The sequence below is a fragment of the Nocardia ignorata NBRC 108230 genome, from assembly GCF_001612905.1.
GTDB lineage: Bacteria > Actinomycetota > Actinomycetes > Mycobacteriales > Mycobacteriaceae > Nocardia > Nocardia ignorata.
Map to the genome: position 1 here is coordinate 25,125 of NZ_BDBI01000016.1, position 16,281 is coordinate 41,405.

The window sequence follows — 16,281 nt, forward strand, 5'->3', positions numbered from 1 at the left end:
ACGTTGTGATCGCCGGCACGGCAACAGCCCGCGCACGGCGGTTCCCCCGCGTAACCTCGGGTAACAGGACACTGTCGTCCAGGAAGGGGTGATGACGATGACGTCACGCACCGCCAAGTCCCCCGCCCGCCCGGAGCCGATCGCGGCCCTGCATCTCGGGTCCGGCGACCCGGTGCTGCTGTTGCACGGATTCATGTTGTCGCCACACTGTTGGGAGCAGGTCGCCCACCGCATGGCCGCCCACTGCGAGGTGTACGCGCCCGCGTTCGCCGGGCACTGGGGTGGGCCAAAAGTCGAGGGCTGGACGCTCGACGTGTACGCCCTGGCCGACCAGATCGAGGACCAGCTCGACGAATTGGGCTGGCGCACCTGCCATATCGCGGGGAATTCGCTCGGCGGCTGGGTGGGTCTCGAGCTCGCGCGACGCGGCCGGGCCCGCACCCTCACCACCATCGCGGCGGCGGGCGGTTGGGCCTCCCCCTCGATCACTCAGATCAGGATCGGCGTCAAGTTCGCGTCGCTGCTGCCGTTCATCGCGGTCGGCAGGCGTCTCGGTGACGTCGCGCTCAACAACCGGCTGGTGCAGCACGCCACGGCGCTGCTGCTGACCAAACGCACCGGAGCGGTGCCACGCCACGAACTGGTCACCACGCTCATCGCCGCACTGCACTGCGACGTGATCGTGCCGCTGATCCTCGGCAGCCTGCGCGCGCCCGGCATGGACGACCTCGCCGAGCTGGAAACACCCATCCGCATGCTGCTCGCCGAGTACGACCGGATCATCCCCAACAGCGTCTACGCCACCCATTACCTGCGCGAACTGCCCGCGTCGGCGGATCGTATCCTGGTGCACGGGGTGGGGCACGTACCGATGCTGGAGGCCCCCGACCGGATCGCGACGCTCATCGCCGAGCACATCTACGCCAGCCGGGGGCACCTGCGCGCGGTGTGATCAGCGCGCGAGCAGGCCCTTGGCGATGTGGGTCACCTGGATCTCGTTGCTGCCCGCGTAGATCATCAGCGACTTGGCGTCGCGGGCGAGCTGTTCGACGCGGTATTCGCTCATGTACCCGTTGCCGCCGAACAGCTGCACGGCCTCCATCGCCACCTCGGTGGCGGCCTCGGAGCAGTACAGCTTCATCGCCGAGGCCTCGGCCAGGCTCGGCGGCTTACCGGCCTTGCTGCGCTCGAGCACGTTGAACACCATGTTGCGCACATTGATCCGTGCGACTTCCATCTTGGCCAGCTTGAGCTGGATCAACTGGAAGCGCCCGATCTCCTGACCCCACAGGGTGCGGTTGCGCGCGTAATCCACACACAGCCGGTGGCATTCCTCGATCACGCCGAGCGCCATGAAGCCCACGCCGATCCGCTCGGCGGTGAAACTCGCTCGCGCGCTTTCCCTTCCGTCGCCACCGCGGTGGTCCTCGGTCTCGCCGAGCAGCCGGTCCTTACCGAGCCGGACGTTGTCGAAGAACAGTTCGCCGGTGGGTGAGGAGTGCAGGCCCATCTTCTTGAACGGCTTGCCCTGGGTGAGGCCCTCCATGCCCTTGTCGAGTACGAAGGTGAGCACCTTGCGATCACGCTTGTCGACACCGTCGCCTTCGTCGAGCTTGGCGTAGACGATGATCACGTCGGCACACGGGCCGTTGGTGATGAAGGTCTTCTGGCCGTTGAGGATGTAGTCCTCACCGTCGCGTTCGACGCGAGTCTTCATGCCGCCGAACGCGTCCGAGCCGGAGTCGGGTTCGGTGATCGCCCAGGAGGCCACCTTGCGCAGAGTCACGATGTCGGCGAGCCAGCGCTGCTTCTGCGCGAGCGTGCCGCGCGACATGATGGTGGTGGCGCCCAGGCCGATGCTCACCCCGAGCGCGGACACCAAACCCATACACACGCCGGACAATTCGCTGATGAGCACCGCCATCATCGACTGCTGATCGCCGAACGGGCCGCGCTTGCTCCCGCCACCCTCTCCGCTCTCCTCCTTGGCGAGCATCTTGGTGACCATGTCCTCGGCCATGGTGTCGATGCCGAACTGGCTGAACAGCTTTCGCAGAATCGGGTACGGCAGCATCTCGCCGCTGTCGAGCGCGTCGAGGTGCGGGCGGACCTCCTTGTCGATGAAGGTCCGCACGGCATCGCGGATCATCAGATCGGTTTCGGACCACTCGAACACTGTTCGCTCCTGACGTTCGTCCTCTGCGAAACATACATCCGTGCTTGTTTCGGCGTGGACGGTTTCGGTGACCCCGGTCACCCTCGCGGTACGTAACAGCGGCGTAACGAATCGGAAAATACCCGTCTACATCCGTGCACGACCGTCGGTGAGTCGCCGAATTCGAGCGGCAGCGGATGAAGGAGAGAGGTAAATGGCCGGAGTAGATACCGCCGCCAAAGAAACACTCGAGGACTACACGCTGCGCTTCGCCCCCCGGAGCTACCGAAAATGGAGTCCGGCGGTCGTCGGCATCTCCGCGCTCGGCGGCATCGCGTACCTGGCCGATTTCGCGATCGGTGCCAATATCGGCATCGCGCACGGCACCGGAAACGCCCTGATCGGCATCGGTATCTTCGCCGTAGTCGTGATGCTCACCGGTTTTCCGCTCGCCTATTACGCGGCGCGCTACAACATCGATCTCGACCTGATCACGCGCGGTAGCGGATTCGGTTACTACGGTTCGGTGATCACCAATATCGTGTTCGCCTCGTTCACCTTCATCTTCTTCGCGCTCGAAGGTTCGATCATGGCGCAGGGCCTGGAATTAGGGCTCGGAATTCCGTTGTGGCTGGGGTATCTCGCCTCGACGGTCATCATCTTCCCGCTGGTCATCTACGGCATGAACACCCTGGCCAAATTGCAGGTGTGGACCACGCCGCTGTGGCTGTTGCTGATGGTCGCGCCGTTCGGGTTCCTGCTGGTTCGCCACCCCGAATCGGTCGGTTCGTTCTTCGCCTACGGCGGTAAGGACGGCCAGGGTGTGAGCGTGTCCGGTGCGCTGCTGGCCGCCGGTGTGTGCCTGTCGCTGATCGCCCAGATCGCCGAGCAGATCGACTACCTGCGCTTCATGCCGCCGCGCACCCCGGAGAACCGGGCCAAGTGGTGGGGCTGGATGCTGCTGGCCGGGCCCGGCTGGGTGCTGTTCGGTGCGGCCAAGCAGGTGGTGGGCCTGTTCCTCGCGGTGTACCTGATCGCGAATCTGCCTGCGGCCCAGTCGATCGCGAACCAGCCGGTGCACCAGTTCCTGGAGATCTACCGCGACATGGTTCCCGGGTGGCTCGCCATGACGCTCGCGGTGGTGCTCGTGGTCATCAGCCAGGTGAAGATCAATGTCACCAACGCCTACTCCGGCTCGCTGGCCTGGACCAACTCCTACACCCGTGTCACCAAGACCTACCCCGGTCGTCTGGTGTTCCTCGTGGTGAACCTGGTCATCGCGCTGATCCTGATGGAAGCCGACATGTTCGACTTCCTCAACAGCATCCTCGGCTTCTACGCCAACTGCGGCATCGCCTGGATCGTCACCGTCGCCACCGACATCGCGGTCAACAAGTACCTGCTGAAGATCTCGCCGAAGGTGCCGGAGTTCCGGCGCGGCATGCTCTACGACTTCAACCCCGTGGGCCTGGTCGGTTTCGGGTTGTCGGCGGTGCTGTCGATCATGACCTTCTTCGGCCTGTTCGGTGAGCTGCTGAAGCCGTACTCCCCGCTGGTCGCGGTTCTCGTGTCGTTCATCGCCACCCCGCTCACCGCGCTGGCGACCAAGGGCAAGTACTACCTGCGCCGCTCCGACGACGGCATCAAGACTCCGATGTTCGACGAACACGGCAACCCCTCGGGCGAACTACTCCCCTGCCTCGTCACCGGCCTGGAGTTCGAGCGCCCCGACATGATCGCCTCGGCCGTCCCCGGCCCCGAGGGAGAGATCCAGTACATCTCCTCGCTGGCCTTGTCGACGGACAAGCACGGCGTGCACCTGCTGCCTCGCCAGCACTGATCCGTCATCGAGGCCGTGCGGGCGAACACCTTCTGCCCGCACGGCCTTCGTGGTGTTCACAGCATTTTGCGCACGACACGCGATGGCAGGACGCGTAGGGCGTAGCCCAGGGGCACCCACGGCCAACTGGGGACATACGCCTTGGCGCGGCGCTTCTCGATCGCCGCGACCATGGCGCGTACGCCGGTTTCGGTGTCGACCATGAACTTCGGTTCGTGTTTGATGCGGTCGTTCATCTCCGAGCGGATATAGCCCGGGTAGATCACCGAGACATCCACGCCGGCAACAGCTTCGGCGCGTAGTCCCTCGGCGAGTGCGGCGACTCCGGCCTTGGTCGCGGCATAGGTGGTGAGGGTTTTGGGCATTCCACGCAGTCCGGAGATCGAGGAGATCATCACCAGGTGGCCGCGGCCCTGAGCGCGGAAGATCTTCATGGCCGCCTCGGTTTGCGCCAGTGCCGCAAGGAAATTCACCACGGCGGTTTCACGGTTGGCCGCATGCTTACCGGTACCGAGCGGTGCGCCCTTGCCGAGTCCCGCGTTGACGATCACCCGGTCGAGGGTGCCGAACTCGTCGGCGAACTCGTCGAAGACGGTGAACACAGCAGTGTCGTCGGTGACATCGAGCTGTTTCACCGAGACGACCCGGTCGGGGTGTTCGGCGAGGATCTCGGTGCGCAGCTCGTCGAGGCGCTCGGTGCGGCGGGCGCACAGGCCGAGGTCGTAGCCGAGGGCCGCGAACTGGCGGGCCATCTCCGCGCCGAGCCCGGAGCTGGCACCGGTGATGAGGACGGTGCTCATGATGGCTGCCCTGTCGACGGGCACGTTTCGTAGTGCGATTCCATCCACCCACGCTAGCCAGTGGGGGCGGCAATGCCGACCGGATCTGTCGATCCGGCCGGCGGAGGTGGTCAGCCCTTGTTGTACTTGCTGAAGTCGCCGCGCCAGATCAGCTCTTCGGAGGTGATGACCGCGGGGTTCAGCTTGTCGACCGGGACCGCGTAGGCGATCTTGATGGTCTGCTTGGACCCGGGCGGCAGCTTGCCCTCCATGCCGTACTGGTACTTCTTGTCCAGGGACAGCACGTATTCGGCGGCGGTGCCGTCGGCGCCGTACACCAGGGTGGGGCGCGACCAGTTGTCGAGCGTGGTCTTCCCCGTGTTGTTGAGCTGGAAGGTGAACACCGACACGGTGCCCTCGCGCTCCACCTCGTCGGCCTCGACCTTCAGGATCGACAGCTCGACACCGGATTCGAGCTTGCCCGTGTCGCCGGGGTTCAGCACGCCGTCGGCGTTCGGCGTGGCAGGCGCCTGGGCGCTCGTCGTGGTGGACGACGGCGTGGCGGGCTTGCCGCTCGGCAGTTCCTCCTGGCATCCGGCCAGCAGCATTCCCGTGGCCACGACGGTGGCGCACAGCGCAATTCGGTTTCGCACGGACAACCCCTCCTGTTGAAAGACGCGCGGGGTCTCCATGAGATCTTCCCCCCGAGCACAGCGAGTGGATCATATACAGCGCGAACCGTCCGCTCGCCTGCCCGGCACCCAACGACCCTGTCCCACCTGCGATTTCCGCACCGAAGTCGCCGTCGCCGACCTGCGATCATGAGTCGCCAAAGCATACCGTTCGTTCCGGTTTTGTCGAAAGCTAGTTGCTACCCAATGGTTTACGTCTCGCACCTATTGAGACTGATCGGTCAAATATGCGAGACTGCGAACCGCTATCCACCATCGAGAACCGAACAGGATCCACCATGTCGTTCACCAAGCTGGTCGCCGCGGGCATCACCGCACTGGCGTTCGGAGCAGTCCTCACCGCGGGCCCCGCCACCGCGGCTCCCCTCGCCCCCGTGGTCGCCCCCGGCGAGCCCGCCCCGGGCGGAGCTACCTCCGGCAGCGCCATCCTCGATGACTTCGCCGACCTCTTCCGCCAGCTCCAGTGCGGCTCCGCCGCCGTCTGCCCCGCCTGAATTCGCACCTGCCCGGGCGGGCTCGACTCCGCCCGGGCAGATCCGGGATTCAGCCGAAGAATTCGTCCGAACGGTCGCCTCCAGTCGTCGGCTTGCCGCGAGGGTCAACGCGTCAGCAGCACCACGGGACAGCACAATCTGGACCGCAATGTGGTCAGCTCGGCATGCGGAGCACCGTATGCCGCAAGGTATTCCGCGCGGAATCGGTTACGGCGTGTCGGGGGTGGAGCGGCGTGCCAGGACGACGGTGGCGGTGAAGAGGGCGACGCCTGCGACGGCGAGGACGGCGCCGACGAGGGCGGGGGCGGTGTAGCCGAGGCCTGCGGCGATGACGAGGCCGCCGAGCCAGGCGCCCGCGGCGTTGGCGATGTTGAGGGCGGCGTGGTTGAGGGCGGCGGCGAGGGTTTGGGCATCGGCGGCGACGTCCATGAGGCGGGTTTGCAGGCCGGGGGCCAGGGCCGCGCCGGAGGCGCCGACGAGGAAGGCGCCGACGGCGGCGGTGATCGGGTTGTGGGCGGCGAGGACGAAGCCGGCCAGAATCACCACCATCGCGATCATCGCGGCGAAGATCGACCGGTCGACGCCGCGGTCGGCGAGGATGCCGCCGATGATATTGCCGGCGATCATGCCGAGGCCGAACAGCGCGAGCACGATCGGCACGGCACCGATCGGCATGCCCGCGACGTCGGTCATGGTGGTGGCGATGTAGGTGTACACGGCGAACATGCCACCGAAGCCGATGGCGCCGACCGCGAGGGTGAGCAGCACCTGGGGGCGGCGCAGGGCGCCGAGTTCGGTCATCGGGTTGGTGATCTTCATGTCGCGCAGGGCGGGCAGGTAGCGCCACAGCGCGGCCACGGTCGCGACGCCGATGAAGGCGACGACGACGTAGGCGTCGCGCCAGCCGAAGTGCTGTCCGAGCCAGGTCGCGCCGGGGACACCGACCACATTCGCCACGCTGAGCCCGAGCATCACCGCAGCCACCGCCTTGGCCCGCTGCCCGACAGGCGCGAGCGTCGCGGCGGCGAGGGAGGCCACACCGAAGTACGCGCCGTGCGGCAGACCGGAAACGAACCGCGCCGCCACCAGCGTCCCGAAGGTCGGCGCGAGCACCGTCGCCGCGTTGCCGAGGGTGAACGCGGCCATCAGCACGATGAGCAGTTTCTTGCGCGGCACCCGCGCGCACAGCGCCGCGATCAACGGCGCGCCCACCACGACGCCGAGCGCATACGCCGACACCGCGTGCCCGGCCGACGGCTCGGAGATGCCGAAGGCGGCGGCGATATCGGGCAGCAGGCCCATGGTCACGAACTCGGTGGTGCCGATACCGAACCCTCCCAGCGCCAACGCGAGCATCGCCGGGACATGCCAGCTGGTGCGTGGCGCGTCGAGGCGTTCGGAGGTCGCGAGGGAAGAAGTCACGCTTCTATGCAACGGGCCCGAGCATCCCACCGCATCCCGAGACCGCCGTGAGTTATCCCACCTGCGACGGCTTCGGTCGACGACAGCACCGGATCGAGCCCGCGAAAGCGTTCATCAAGCCTGCTGAAACAGAAACGCTCGCATCAGGCGTTCGATGCGAGCGTTTCACAGCTGTGCGGGTTCGCGACGCGAACCCGCGCGAGTTCACTTCAGTGCGCGAGCCAGGTTGGCGTCCAGCGCACCGAGGAATTCCTCGGTGCTCAGGTAGCCCTGGTCGCCGCCGACGAGCAGCGCCAGGTCCTTGGTCATCTGCCCCCCTTCGACGGTCTTGATGACGACGTCCTCGAGCGCCTGCGCGAAGCCGATCACCTCGGGGGTGTTGTCGAGCTTGCCGCGATGCTCGAGACCACGGGTCCAGGCGAAGATCGACGCGATCGGGTTGGTCGAGGTCGGCTTGCCCTGCTGGTGCTGGCGGTAGTGCCGGGTGACGGTGCCGTGCGCGGCCTCGGCCTCACAGGTCTTGCCGTCCGGGGTGAGCAGCACCGAGGTCATCAGGCCCAGCGAACCGAAGCCCTGGGCGACGGTGTCGGACTGCACGTCGCCGTCGTAGTTCTTACAGGCCCACACATAACCGCCCTCCCACTTCATGGAGGAGGCGACCATGTCGTCGATGAGGCGGTGCTCGTAGGTGAGGCCCGCGGCATCGAACTCGGCCTTGAACTCGGCGTCGAAGACTTCCTGGAAGGTGTCCTTGAACATGCCGTCGTAGGCCTTGAGGATGGTGTTCTTCGTGGAGAGGTACACCGGGTAGTTCTGCTGCAGGCCGTAGTTGAACGAGGCCCGCGCGAAGTCCTCGATGGACTTCTTGAAGTTGTACATACCCATGACGACGCCGCCGTCCTCGGGCATCTTCACGACCTCGTGCACGATCGGCTCGCTGCCGTCCTCCGGGGTGAAGGTCAGCGTGACGGTGCCCGCCTCGTAGACCTTGAAGTCGGTGGCGCGGTACTGGTCGCCGAACGCGTGGCGGCCGATGATGATCGGCTTGGTCCAGCCGGGCACCAGGCGCGGCACGTTGGAGATGATGATCGGCGCGCGGAAGATGGTGCCACCCAGAATGTTTCGGATGGTGCCGTTGGGCGAGCGCCACATCTTCTTGAGACCGAATTCCTTCACCCGCGCTTCGTCGGGGGTGATGGTGGCGCACTTCACGCCGACGCCGTGCTGCTTGATGGCGTTCGCCGCGTCGATGGTGACCTGGTCGTCTGTCTTGTCGCGGTACTCGATACCGAGGTCGTAGTACTCGAGATTCACGTCGAGATAGGGATGGATCAGCTTGTCCTTGATGAACTGCCAGATGATCCGGGTCATCTCGTCGCCGTCGAGTTCTACGACGGTGCCTTCAACCTTGATCTTGGACATGGATCTTCGTGTCCTCCTCGGTGGGTGCCCTCATTGCACGGCCGGGCGAACACGCTTGTGAGCGGACCCCAGCAGTTCCAACAGACAACGTATATGCCCCGCGTTGTCTGCGGGACGTGTAGGTGCAAACATGACGAGCGTACTGCTGCCCGGGACCTCACCGCGACGGGAGGTCCCGCTGTGCGGCACACCTCGAAACTACTCCGCGCACCCGCACCCCATCCGCCTTCGATCGGTTACCGGGCGGTAACCCCGGCGAGGGCCTCGCGGACCTGCCCGTCCCTGGTCAGACGACAATCGGCGCGGCCGTCGCGCGCTCGTCGCCTTCGATCAGGTTTTCCGGCTTGTCCTTGATCATCAGGGCGATCACGACGGCGGCGGCGAGGAAGAATCCCGCCCCGACGTAGAAGGCGACGTCGTAGCTGTAGATCGAGGCGCGTTCGACGAGATGGTCGACGGTGGGGTGCTCGGCGACGTAGTGCTCGGCGGCCTGCACCGACAGCGTGGTGAGCAGTGCTGTCCCCACCGCGCCGCCGACCTGCTGGGCGGCGTTGAGCAGGGCGCTGGCCACACCGGAATCCTCGGCGCGCACCTGGTGGAGCGCGACGGCCTGCATACCGACGAACAGCGGGCCCATGCCGAAGGCCATGACGACCTGGGCAGGCAGCACGCTCAGCGCGTAACCGTCGCCGTAGCTCAGCTGCGCCAGCCAGACCAGCCCGATCACGCCGAGCAGTGCGCCGACCACCATCACCGGGCGCGGGCCGAACTTGGGCAGCAGCGAACTGGTGATGCCCGCCGCGATGCCGATGCCGATGGGGAACGGCAGGAACGCGATGCCCGCCTCGAGCGGCGAATAGCCGAGGGTGTTCTGGTAGTAGAAGCTGAGGAACAGGAACATGGCGAACATCGCGATGGGGATCAGCAGCGCGGTGAGCAAAGCACCGCCGCGGTTGATCTCCCCGGGAATGCGAAGGGGCAGCAGCGGATTCGTCGATCGGGCCTCGATGACGACGAAGACGAGGAGCAACGCGGAACCGGCCCCGAGCAGTCCGAGCGTGCTCGGCGCCAGCCAGCCGTGCTCGGCGGCCCGGCTGAATCCGTAGACGATCGCGACCAGACCGAGAGTCACGGTGACGGCACCGGGCAGGTCGTAGCCGCCGGTGCGCGGTGCGGGGATGTCGCGGGCGATCACGGCGAGCGCACCGGCCACCGCGACCAGGGCGATCGGGGTGTTGATCAGCAACGTCCACCGCCAGGACGCGAACTCGGTGAGCGCGCCGCCGACGATCAGCCCGAACGCCACCCCACCGGCGGTGATGCCGGCGAACACCGCGAACGCGCGCGCCCGTTCGCGCACGTCGGTGAAGATCACCGACAGCAGCGACAGCGCCGCGGGCGCGAGCAGGGCGGCGAACGCGCCCTGGAGTCCACGGCCGAGGAACAACTGCACGGTGTTCTGCGCCAGGCCCGCCAGCGCCGAGGCGACGGCGAAGCCGACGAGGCCGACCAGGAAGATGCGGCGGCGGCCGAGGTAGTCGGCCATCCGCCCGCCGAGCAGCAGCAATCCGCCGAAGATGAGCGTGTAGGCGGTGATGGCCCACTGTTTGTCGCCGTCGGTGATGGCGAGGTCGCGCTGGGCGTACGGCAGCGCGATGGTGATGACGGTGGCGTCGAGCACCACCATCAGCTGCGCGGCGGAGAGCACGACGAGCGCCCACCATCGCATCGAATTCGCCGGGGCTGCAGCATCTTCGGGTTTCAGTTCGGTGCCGGTCACCTGGGCTCCTCATCGCTCGGCATGCGTCGGCCAATCCTGGCACCGTGCGACAATTGGCGTCAAGAGAAATTTGTCTGAACGCGCCACTTGGCAGGGCACGACAGACGGTCGCGATGAGACGCTAAGCTGGCGAAATGCTCGACTCGACCACTCCGACCGCCTCCGACCGGCCGGCTCCGCCGAGCCTGCGCGAGCGCAAGAAGGCGCAGACCAGGGCCGCGATCGTCGCGATCGGGCTCGACCTGTGCGACACACAGGGCTTCGACGCGACAACCGTCGAGCAGATCGCCGCCGGAGCCGATGTATCCCCCCGCACCGTCAACCGGTACTTCGCGCTCAAAGAGGACATCGTGCTCGCCCCGATCGACGACTTCGGTCACGCCGTCGCCGTCGCGCTGCGCGGCCAGCCCGATACCGGCAACGAACTGCGAGCCCTGTGCGGCGCCTACCTCCAGGTGGTCGAGTCCGAGGCCGATGCCGACGGCCTGCGGTTCCTGCACCAGTTCCTGCAGACGCAGCGGATCATGCGGGCCAGCCAGGCGGTCAACGCGCGGGCCCTGGAATACGCGGAGAAGAAGAACGTCGCGGTGTGCGAGGAACTGGCCCGCCGGATGGGGACCACACCCGACGACTTTCTGGTGAAGCTGGTCGCGGGCACGTGGCAGACGCTGTGTCACCTCGCGGTCGCCGACACCGAGCACGTACTGCCCACCTCACCGGAGGCGGCGGTGCGGGTCACCCGCGAAGCGATCCTGCGCGCTTACCACGGGTTGCGGCAGGTCTGCGGCGCACCGGCCGACGACACACCGGGCTTCGCCGCACCGGCGGCACGGTGATGTGAGGCAGGAAACGCGGGGGAAGTTTCCCCACCGGCGCGATGTCCGGTTAACATGTCGTCCAAGGTCATGAGTACCAGCGCGAAGCCCCGGCTCGCTGGTCGGCAACCCTCCAGCTGCGGTGGGGTGCTCCGGGTGATGACCGGGCTCCCGAAGGTCGGGAGCAAGCGCGCATTTCAGGAGGCCCCCATGTGTTGTTGTCCGTCGATCCGCCCCAGCTGAACCCTGACGCACAACCCCTGGAGCATTGACCATGACCGACGCCGCCCTGCCCGAGAACTGGTCGTTCGAGACCAAGCAGATCCACGCGGGCCAGTCCCCCGACGCGACCACCAACGCGCGGGCACTGCCGATCTACCAGACCACCTCCTACACCTTCCGCGACACCGAGCACGCCGCCGCGCTGTTCGGGCTCGCCGAACCGGGCAACATCTACACCCGGATCATGAACCCCACCCAGGACGCGGTGGAGCAGCGAGTCGCCGCCCTCGAAGGCGGCGTCGCGGCGCTGCTGGTCGCCTCGGGCCAGGCGGCCGAGACCTACGCCATCCTGAATCTGGCCGGCGCCGGTGACCACATCGTGTCCAGCCCGCACCTCTACGGCGGCACCTACAACCTCTTCCACTACTCGCTGCCCAAGCTCGGCATCGAGGTGTCGTTCGTCGAGGATCCCGACGACCTCGCGCAGTGGCAGGCCGCGATCCGCCCCAACACGAAGGCGTTCTACGGCGAGACCATCGCCAACCCGAGCAGCGCGGTGTTCGACATCCCCGGTATCGCCGGTGTCGCTCACGAGAACGGGCTGCCGCTGATCGTCGACAACACCGTCGCCACGCCGTACCTGATCCAGCCGCTCGCCCACGGCGCCGACATCGTCGTGCACTCGGCCACGAAGTACCTCGGCGGCCACGGCGCCGCGGTGGCGGGCGTGATCGTCGACGGCGGCACCTTCGACTGGACCGTGCGTGACGCCGAGGGCAACGCCCGGTTCCCCGGCTTCACCGAGCCCGATCCGAGCTACCACGGCGCGGTCTTCGCCGATCTCGGCGCACCGGCGTTCGCGCTCAAGGCGCGCGTGCAGCTGCTGCGCGACTTCGGCGCGGCGGTGTCACCGTTCAACGCCTTCCTCATCGCCCAGGGCATCGAGACGCTGAGCCTGCGGGTGGAACGGCACGTGAGCAACGCGGTCGAGGTGGCGAAGTTCGTCGCCGCGCAGCCCGGTGTCGACGCGGTGCACTACGCGGGACTCGAGTCCTCGCCCTGGCACGAGCGGGCCGAGCAGCTGGCGCCCAAGGGTGCGGGCGCGATCGTGTCGTTCGAGCTGGCAGGCGGTGTCGACGCGGGCAAGAAGTTCGTGGACGCGCTCAGCCTGCACAGCCATGTGGCTAACATCGGTGATGTGCGTTCTCTCGTGATCCACCCGGCGTCGACCACGCACTCGCAGTTGACACCGGAGGAGCAGCTGGCCGCCGGCGTCACTCCCGGCCTGGTCCGGCTCGCGGTGGGTATCGAGGGGATCGACGACATCCTGGCCGATCTGCGGGCCGGTTTCGCGGCGGCGACGACGTGACTGTGAGCACCGAATCGCCGATCACCCGTCCCGGCACCGGGGTGGCCCTGCTGCCACCACCGGACGGGCGACTCGGCGTGGTCGCCATCGGGGACGTGACGCTGGAGAACGGCGCCGTCGTCCCGGATGTGCGGCTGGCGGTGCAACGGTGGGGTGAGCTCTCCCCCACGCTCGACAACGTGGTGCTCGTCGAACACGCGCTCACCGGCGACTCCCATGTCGTCGGTGGGCCCGACGGGGCGCCCGGCTGGTGGGAGGGCATGGTCGGGCCCGGCGCGCCGATCGACACCGACGAATGGTGTGTGATCGCCACCAATGTGCTCGGCGGCTGTAAGGGCAGCACGGGCCCGTCGTCCCTCGCACCCGACGGAAAGCCTTGGGGCGCACGGTTTCCCTGGGTGACCATTCGCGATCAGGTGACCGCCGAGGCACAGTTGCTCGACCTGCTCGGCATCGAGCGGCTCGGTGCCGTCGTCGGCGGATCGATGGGTGGCATGCGCGTGCTCGAGTGGATCATCGGGCATCCACAGCGGGTGTCGGCGGCACTGGTGCTCGCCGTCGGCGCACGCGCCACCGCCGACCAGATCGGCACCCAGACCACCCAGATGGCCATCATCACCGCCGACCCGGACTGGCAGGACGGCAACTACCACGGCACCGGGCGCGCGCCGATGACGGGCATGGGCCTGGCCCGGCGCATCGCCCACCTCACCTACCGCACCGAGGGCGAGCTCGAGCACCGCTTCGCCAATCAGGCGCAGGGTGACGAGGACCCGTGGGCCGGCGGCCGGTACGCGGTGCAGAGCTATCTCGAGCACCAGGCCGACAAGCTCGGCCAGCGCTTCGATCCGGCCACCTATGTGCTGCTCAGCGAGGCCATGAACCGGCACGACGTGGGTCGCGGCCGCGGTGGCGTCGCCGCCGCGCTTGCCTCGACCCCGGTTCCGTGCGTGGTCGGCGGTGTCGACTCGGATCGTCTGTACCCCTTACACACTCAGGCCGAGTTGGCCGAAGGTCTGCCCGGCTGTGCCGGGTTGGAGATCGTACACTCCCGTGACGGGCACGACGGCTTCCTCACCGAGGCGGCGGCGGTATCCAAACTGCTCACCGAGACGATGCGATTGGCCCGCGAAAACCGCTGAGCGCGTTCAGGACGCGGTGAGCAACGCGACGATCGATCGCACGTAGGCCTGTAGACGTTCGCGCGGGTATTCCTGCGGCGAGCTCACCGCCAGCCTGCCGAGCATCTCGGCGACGGTGAGCGTGGAGTTCGCCAGCAGTTCGGCATCCATGCCCGACCAGCGCGGCGACAGCGAGATGCCCACGCGGACAAGCGATTGCGCCCGGTCGAGGATGTCGGCCCGGGAATCGCGCAGCGCGGCACGGTATTCGGCGGGCGCGCTGGCCGGGGTGGCGAGAATCAGTCGCCAGCGGGTCGGATTCGCCAGTGCCACATCGACGAACGCCTCGACCGTCGCCGAGGCGGCCGCCACCGGATCGACTCCGAGCAGGTCTTGCGGCAGGGTGTCGGCGATCTGCTCGAGCCCACGTTCACGTTCCCGCTCGAGCAGGGCCTCGACGAGTTCGGCACGGGTCTTGAACACCGTGTACAGCACCGGTTTTCCGACACCGGCCGCTTGGGCGACGGCTTCCATGCTCAGTTCGTGCAGTTCCACCCGGCCGAGCACGGTGAACGCGGCGTCGAGCAGTTGCGCGCGGCGTTGTTCCGGCGGCAGGCGCGGGGCATAGCGGCGGCGCGGTCGTTGATCGCGCGTGGCGGTCATCGGATCTCACCTGCCTCTCCGTCCGGACGACGATACCCCGCATGCCGGACACAGAAATCCTACGCAACCGTTGTATTCGATACCAGCAATTGCTACGGTGGCGTTGTATTCATTGCGAGGTTCGCCTCAGCTGTGCAAAGGAGCACGTGCCATGGCCTTCGATCCGACCACCCTGCGCCGCGACGACTACGGATTCTTCGGGCCGGGCTCCCCCAGCTGGAAGGTCTGGGCGGCACCGACCGCGCTGATCGGTTTCCAGCGCGCGGTCACTCTCGAACACTTCGACCCGTTCCTGACCGCCGCCGTGGCCGACTCGCACGGCATCTACGACAATCCAGCCACCCGCCTCGATCACACCCTGGCGTACTTCCTGCTGGTCGCGGTGGGTGACGGGCGCACCGCCGTCCAGGCGGCCGAGCACCTGATGCGGGTGCACGCGCCGATGACGGGCATCGAACCGGTGAGCGGCAAGCGCTACAGCGCCAACAGCCCCGACTCCCAGCTGTGGATCCACATCACCGGCTGGCATTCGGTACTCAAGGCCTACGAGATGTACGGGCCGGGACCGCTGGGTCCCGCCGAGGAGGACCGCTACTGGGCCGAGTGCGCGGTCGCCGCCGAACTACAGACCTGCAAGCCGGCCGATGTGCCGCGCGATCGCGCCGAGGTCCGCGCCTATTTCGACCGGATGCGGCCGCGACTGTGTGTCACCGAGCGGGCCGTCGAGGGTATGCACTACCTGCTGTGGACGCCGCCGAGCAAGGGCTGGCACTTCGCGATCGGCAGCAGACTGCTCTCGCTGGCGAGCATCCCGAGCCTGCCGCGGTGGATGCGGACCCTCGGCCGGTTCGCCGTTCCGCCGGTGGTCGACCCGCTGGTACGGATCCCGGCGAAGGCGATCGCCTGGACCGGCGCGCGGCGCGACAACTGGGCGATGATCAAGGCCGCGCCGTATATCGCGCCGATGTCGGGCAAGATCCTGGCCGCGCATGCCGCGTCCGCGCCGCCGCGAACACTGACGACGATCACGCCGCAGCAAGCCAGGAAGCTCTACGCCAGCAAGGGTGACGCGAGCCTGTGGGCGGAGTCGCGCGTAAGCGAAACTGCTTGACCAACAGGGTGATTCGATGACTAGGCCGTGCGGCGCCTGGCGTCCTCGATGCGATTGATGTTCGTCTCGATCCATTCGCGCAGGGCCGTGATCGGCTCGCGCAGGCTGGCGCCGAGATCGGTGAGGGCGTACTCGACGCGCGGCGGAACCGTCGGATACACGGTGCGTTCGACGAATCCGTCCGTCTCCAACTGGCGCAGAGTCTGGGTGAGCATCTTCTGGGAGATGCCGTCGATGCGGCGGCGCAGATCGGTGTAGCGCAAGGTGCCCTCGGCGAGCGCGTCGACGATCAGCACGGTCCATTTCCCCGCGATGGTGTCGAGTACCTCGCGCGTCGGGCATTTCGCCGAGTACACGTCGGCCGGTAGTCCGCTGAGTTCGTGAATGGTGGCCACC

General features: G+C 67.2%; 15 protein-coding genes and 1 riboswitch. Of the genes, 7 read left to right on the forward strand and 8 right to left on the reverse strand.

Going from position 1 to position 16,281, the window contains the following annotated elements:
* The first annotated feature begins 91 nt into the window (after positions 1-91).
* Positions 92-952, forward strand: a complete 861-nt coding sequence (gene ephH, locus NI2_RS13930; protein WP_243749858.1) for an epoxide hydrolase EphH — start codon at positions 92-94, stop codon at positions 950-952.
* Here ephH and NI2_RS13935 read toward each other — a convergent pair whose 3' ends face one another.
* Positions 953-2,176 (reverse strand): acyl-CoA dehydrogenase family protein, encoded by a 1,224-nt coding sequence (locus tag NI2_RS13935; protein WP_067491176.1) that lies wholly within the window; start codon positions 2,174-2,176, stop codon positions 953-955.
* Between the two features lie 193 nt (positions 2,177-2,369).
* Here NI2_RS13935 and NI2_RS13940 point away from each other — a divergent pair, with 193 nt between their 5' ends.
* A complete protein-coding gene (locus NI2_RS13940; RefSeq protein WP_067490834.1) occupies positions 2,370-3,995 on the forward strand; it encodes a purine-cytosine permease family protein in 1,626 nt (541 codons plus the stop codon).
* 56 nt (positions 3,996-4,051) lie between these two features.
* Here the strand turns inward: NI2_RS13940 and NI2_RS13945 are convergent, their stop codons facing one another.
* Complete coding sequence (locus tag NI2_RS13945) at positions 4,052-4,795, reverse strand: SDR family oxidoreductase (RefSeq protein WP_067490835.1); 744 nt, start codon at positions 4,793-4,795, stop codon at positions 4,052-4,054.
* Between the two features lie 110 nt (positions 4,796-4,905).
* Complete coding sequence (locus tag NI2_RS13950) at positions 4,906-5,427, reverse strand: hypothetical protein (protein ID WP_133733978.1); 522 nt, start codon at positions 5,425-5,427, stop codon at positions 4,906-4,908.
* A gap of 317 nt (positions 5,428-5,744) precedes the next feature.
* On the opposite strand from NI2_RS13950, the gene NI2_RS13955 reads away from it, so the two are divergent.
* Positions 5,745-5,960: a hypothetical protein gene (locus NI2_RS13955; RefSeq protein WP_067490838.1), complete on the forward strand. Its 216-nt coding sequence runs from the start codon at positions 5,745-5,747 to the stop codon at positions 5,958-5,960.
* 207 nt (positions 5,961-6,167) lie between these two features.
* On the opposite strand, the gene NI2_RS13960 is transcribed toward NI2_RS13955, so the two are convergent.
* The 3 genes from NI2_RS13960 to NI2_RS13970 form a co-directional block, all read right to left on the reverse strand.
* Complete coding sequence (locus NI2_RS13960; protein ID WP_371851980.1) at positions 6,168-7,382, reverse strand: MFS transporter; 1,215 nt, start codon at positions 7,380-7,382, stop codon at positions 6,168-6,170.
* Between the two features lie 204 nt (positions 7,383-7,586).
* Positions 7,587-8,804 carry an NADP-dependent isocitrate dehydrogenase gene (locus NI2_RS13965; RefSeq protein ID WP_067490842.1) on the reverse strand — a complete coding sequence of 406 codons (1,218 nt, stop codon included), beginning with the start codon at positions 8,802-8,804 and terminating at the stop codon, positions 7,587-7,589.
* Positions 8,805-9,090: 286 nt separating this feature from the next.
* Positions 9,091-10,584 carry an MFS transporter gene (locus NI2_RS13970; protein WP_067490844.1) on the reverse strand — a complete coding sequence of 498 codons (1,494 nt, stop codon included), beginning with the start codon at positions 10,582-10,584 and terminating at the stop codon, positions 9,091-9,093.
* A 134-nt stretch (positions 10,585-10,718) separates the two neighbouring features.
* Here NI2_RS13970 and NI2_RS13975 point away from each other — a divergent pair, with 134 nt between their 5' ends.
* From NI2_RS13975 to metX, 3 genes are all read left to right on the forward strand, one after another.
* Positions 10,719-11,420 carry a TetR family transcriptional regulator gene (locus tag NI2_RS13975; protein ID WP_067490846.1) on the forward strand — a complete coding sequence of 234 codons (702 nt, stop codon included), beginning with the start codon at positions 10,719-10,721 and terminating at the stop codon, positions 11,418-11,420.
* Positions 11,421-11,485: 65 nt separating this feature from the next.
* Positions 11,486-11,596, forward strand: a riboswitch (SAM riboswitch).
* A 77-nt stretch (positions 11,597-11,673) separates the two neighbouring features.
* A complete protein-coding gene (locus NI2_RS13980; protein WP_067490848.1) occupies positions 11,674-12,990 on the forward strand; it encodes a bifunctional o-acetylhomoserine/o-acetylserine sulfhydrylase in 1,317 nt (438 codons plus the stop codon).
* Positions 12,987-14,132, forward strand: coding sequence for a homoserine O-acetyltransferase MetX (gene metX, locus NI2_RS13985; RefSeq protein WP_067490850.1), 1,146 nt, complete (start codon positions 12,987-12,989; stop codon positions 14,130-14,132). The genes NI2_RS13980 and metX overlap by 4 nt, the downstream gene beginning before the upstream one ends.
* A gap of 6 nt (positions 14,133-14,138) precedes the next feature.
* Here the strand turns inward: metX and NI2_RS13990 are convergent, their stop codons facing one another.
* Positions 14,139-14,774 carry a TetR/AcrR family transcriptional regulator gene (locus NI2_RS13990; RefSeq protein WP_067490852.1) on the reverse strand — a complete coding sequence of 212 codons (636 nt, stop codon included), beginning with the start codon at positions 14,772-14,774 and terminating at the stop codon, positions 14,139-14,141.
* Between the two features lie 151 nt (positions 14,775-14,925).
* Between NI2_RS13990 and NI2_RS13995 the strand changes: the two genes are divergently transcribed.
* Complete coding sequence (locus tag NI2_RS13995) at positions 14,926-15,885, forward strand: oxygenase MpaB family protein (RefSeq protein WP_067490854.1); 960 nt, start codon at positions 14,926-14,928, stop codon at positions 15,883-15,885.
* A gap of 20 nt (positions 15,886-15,905) precedes the next feature.
* Here NI2_RS13995 and NI2_RS14000 read toward each other — a convergent pair whose 3' ends face one another.
* A complete protein-coding gene (locus NI2_RS14000; protein ID WP_067490855.1) occupies positions 15,906-16,280 on the reverse strand; it encodes a winged helix-turn-helix transcriptional regulator in 375 nt (124 codons plus the stop codon).
* Between the last annotated feature and the right edge of the window lies 1 nt (position 16,281).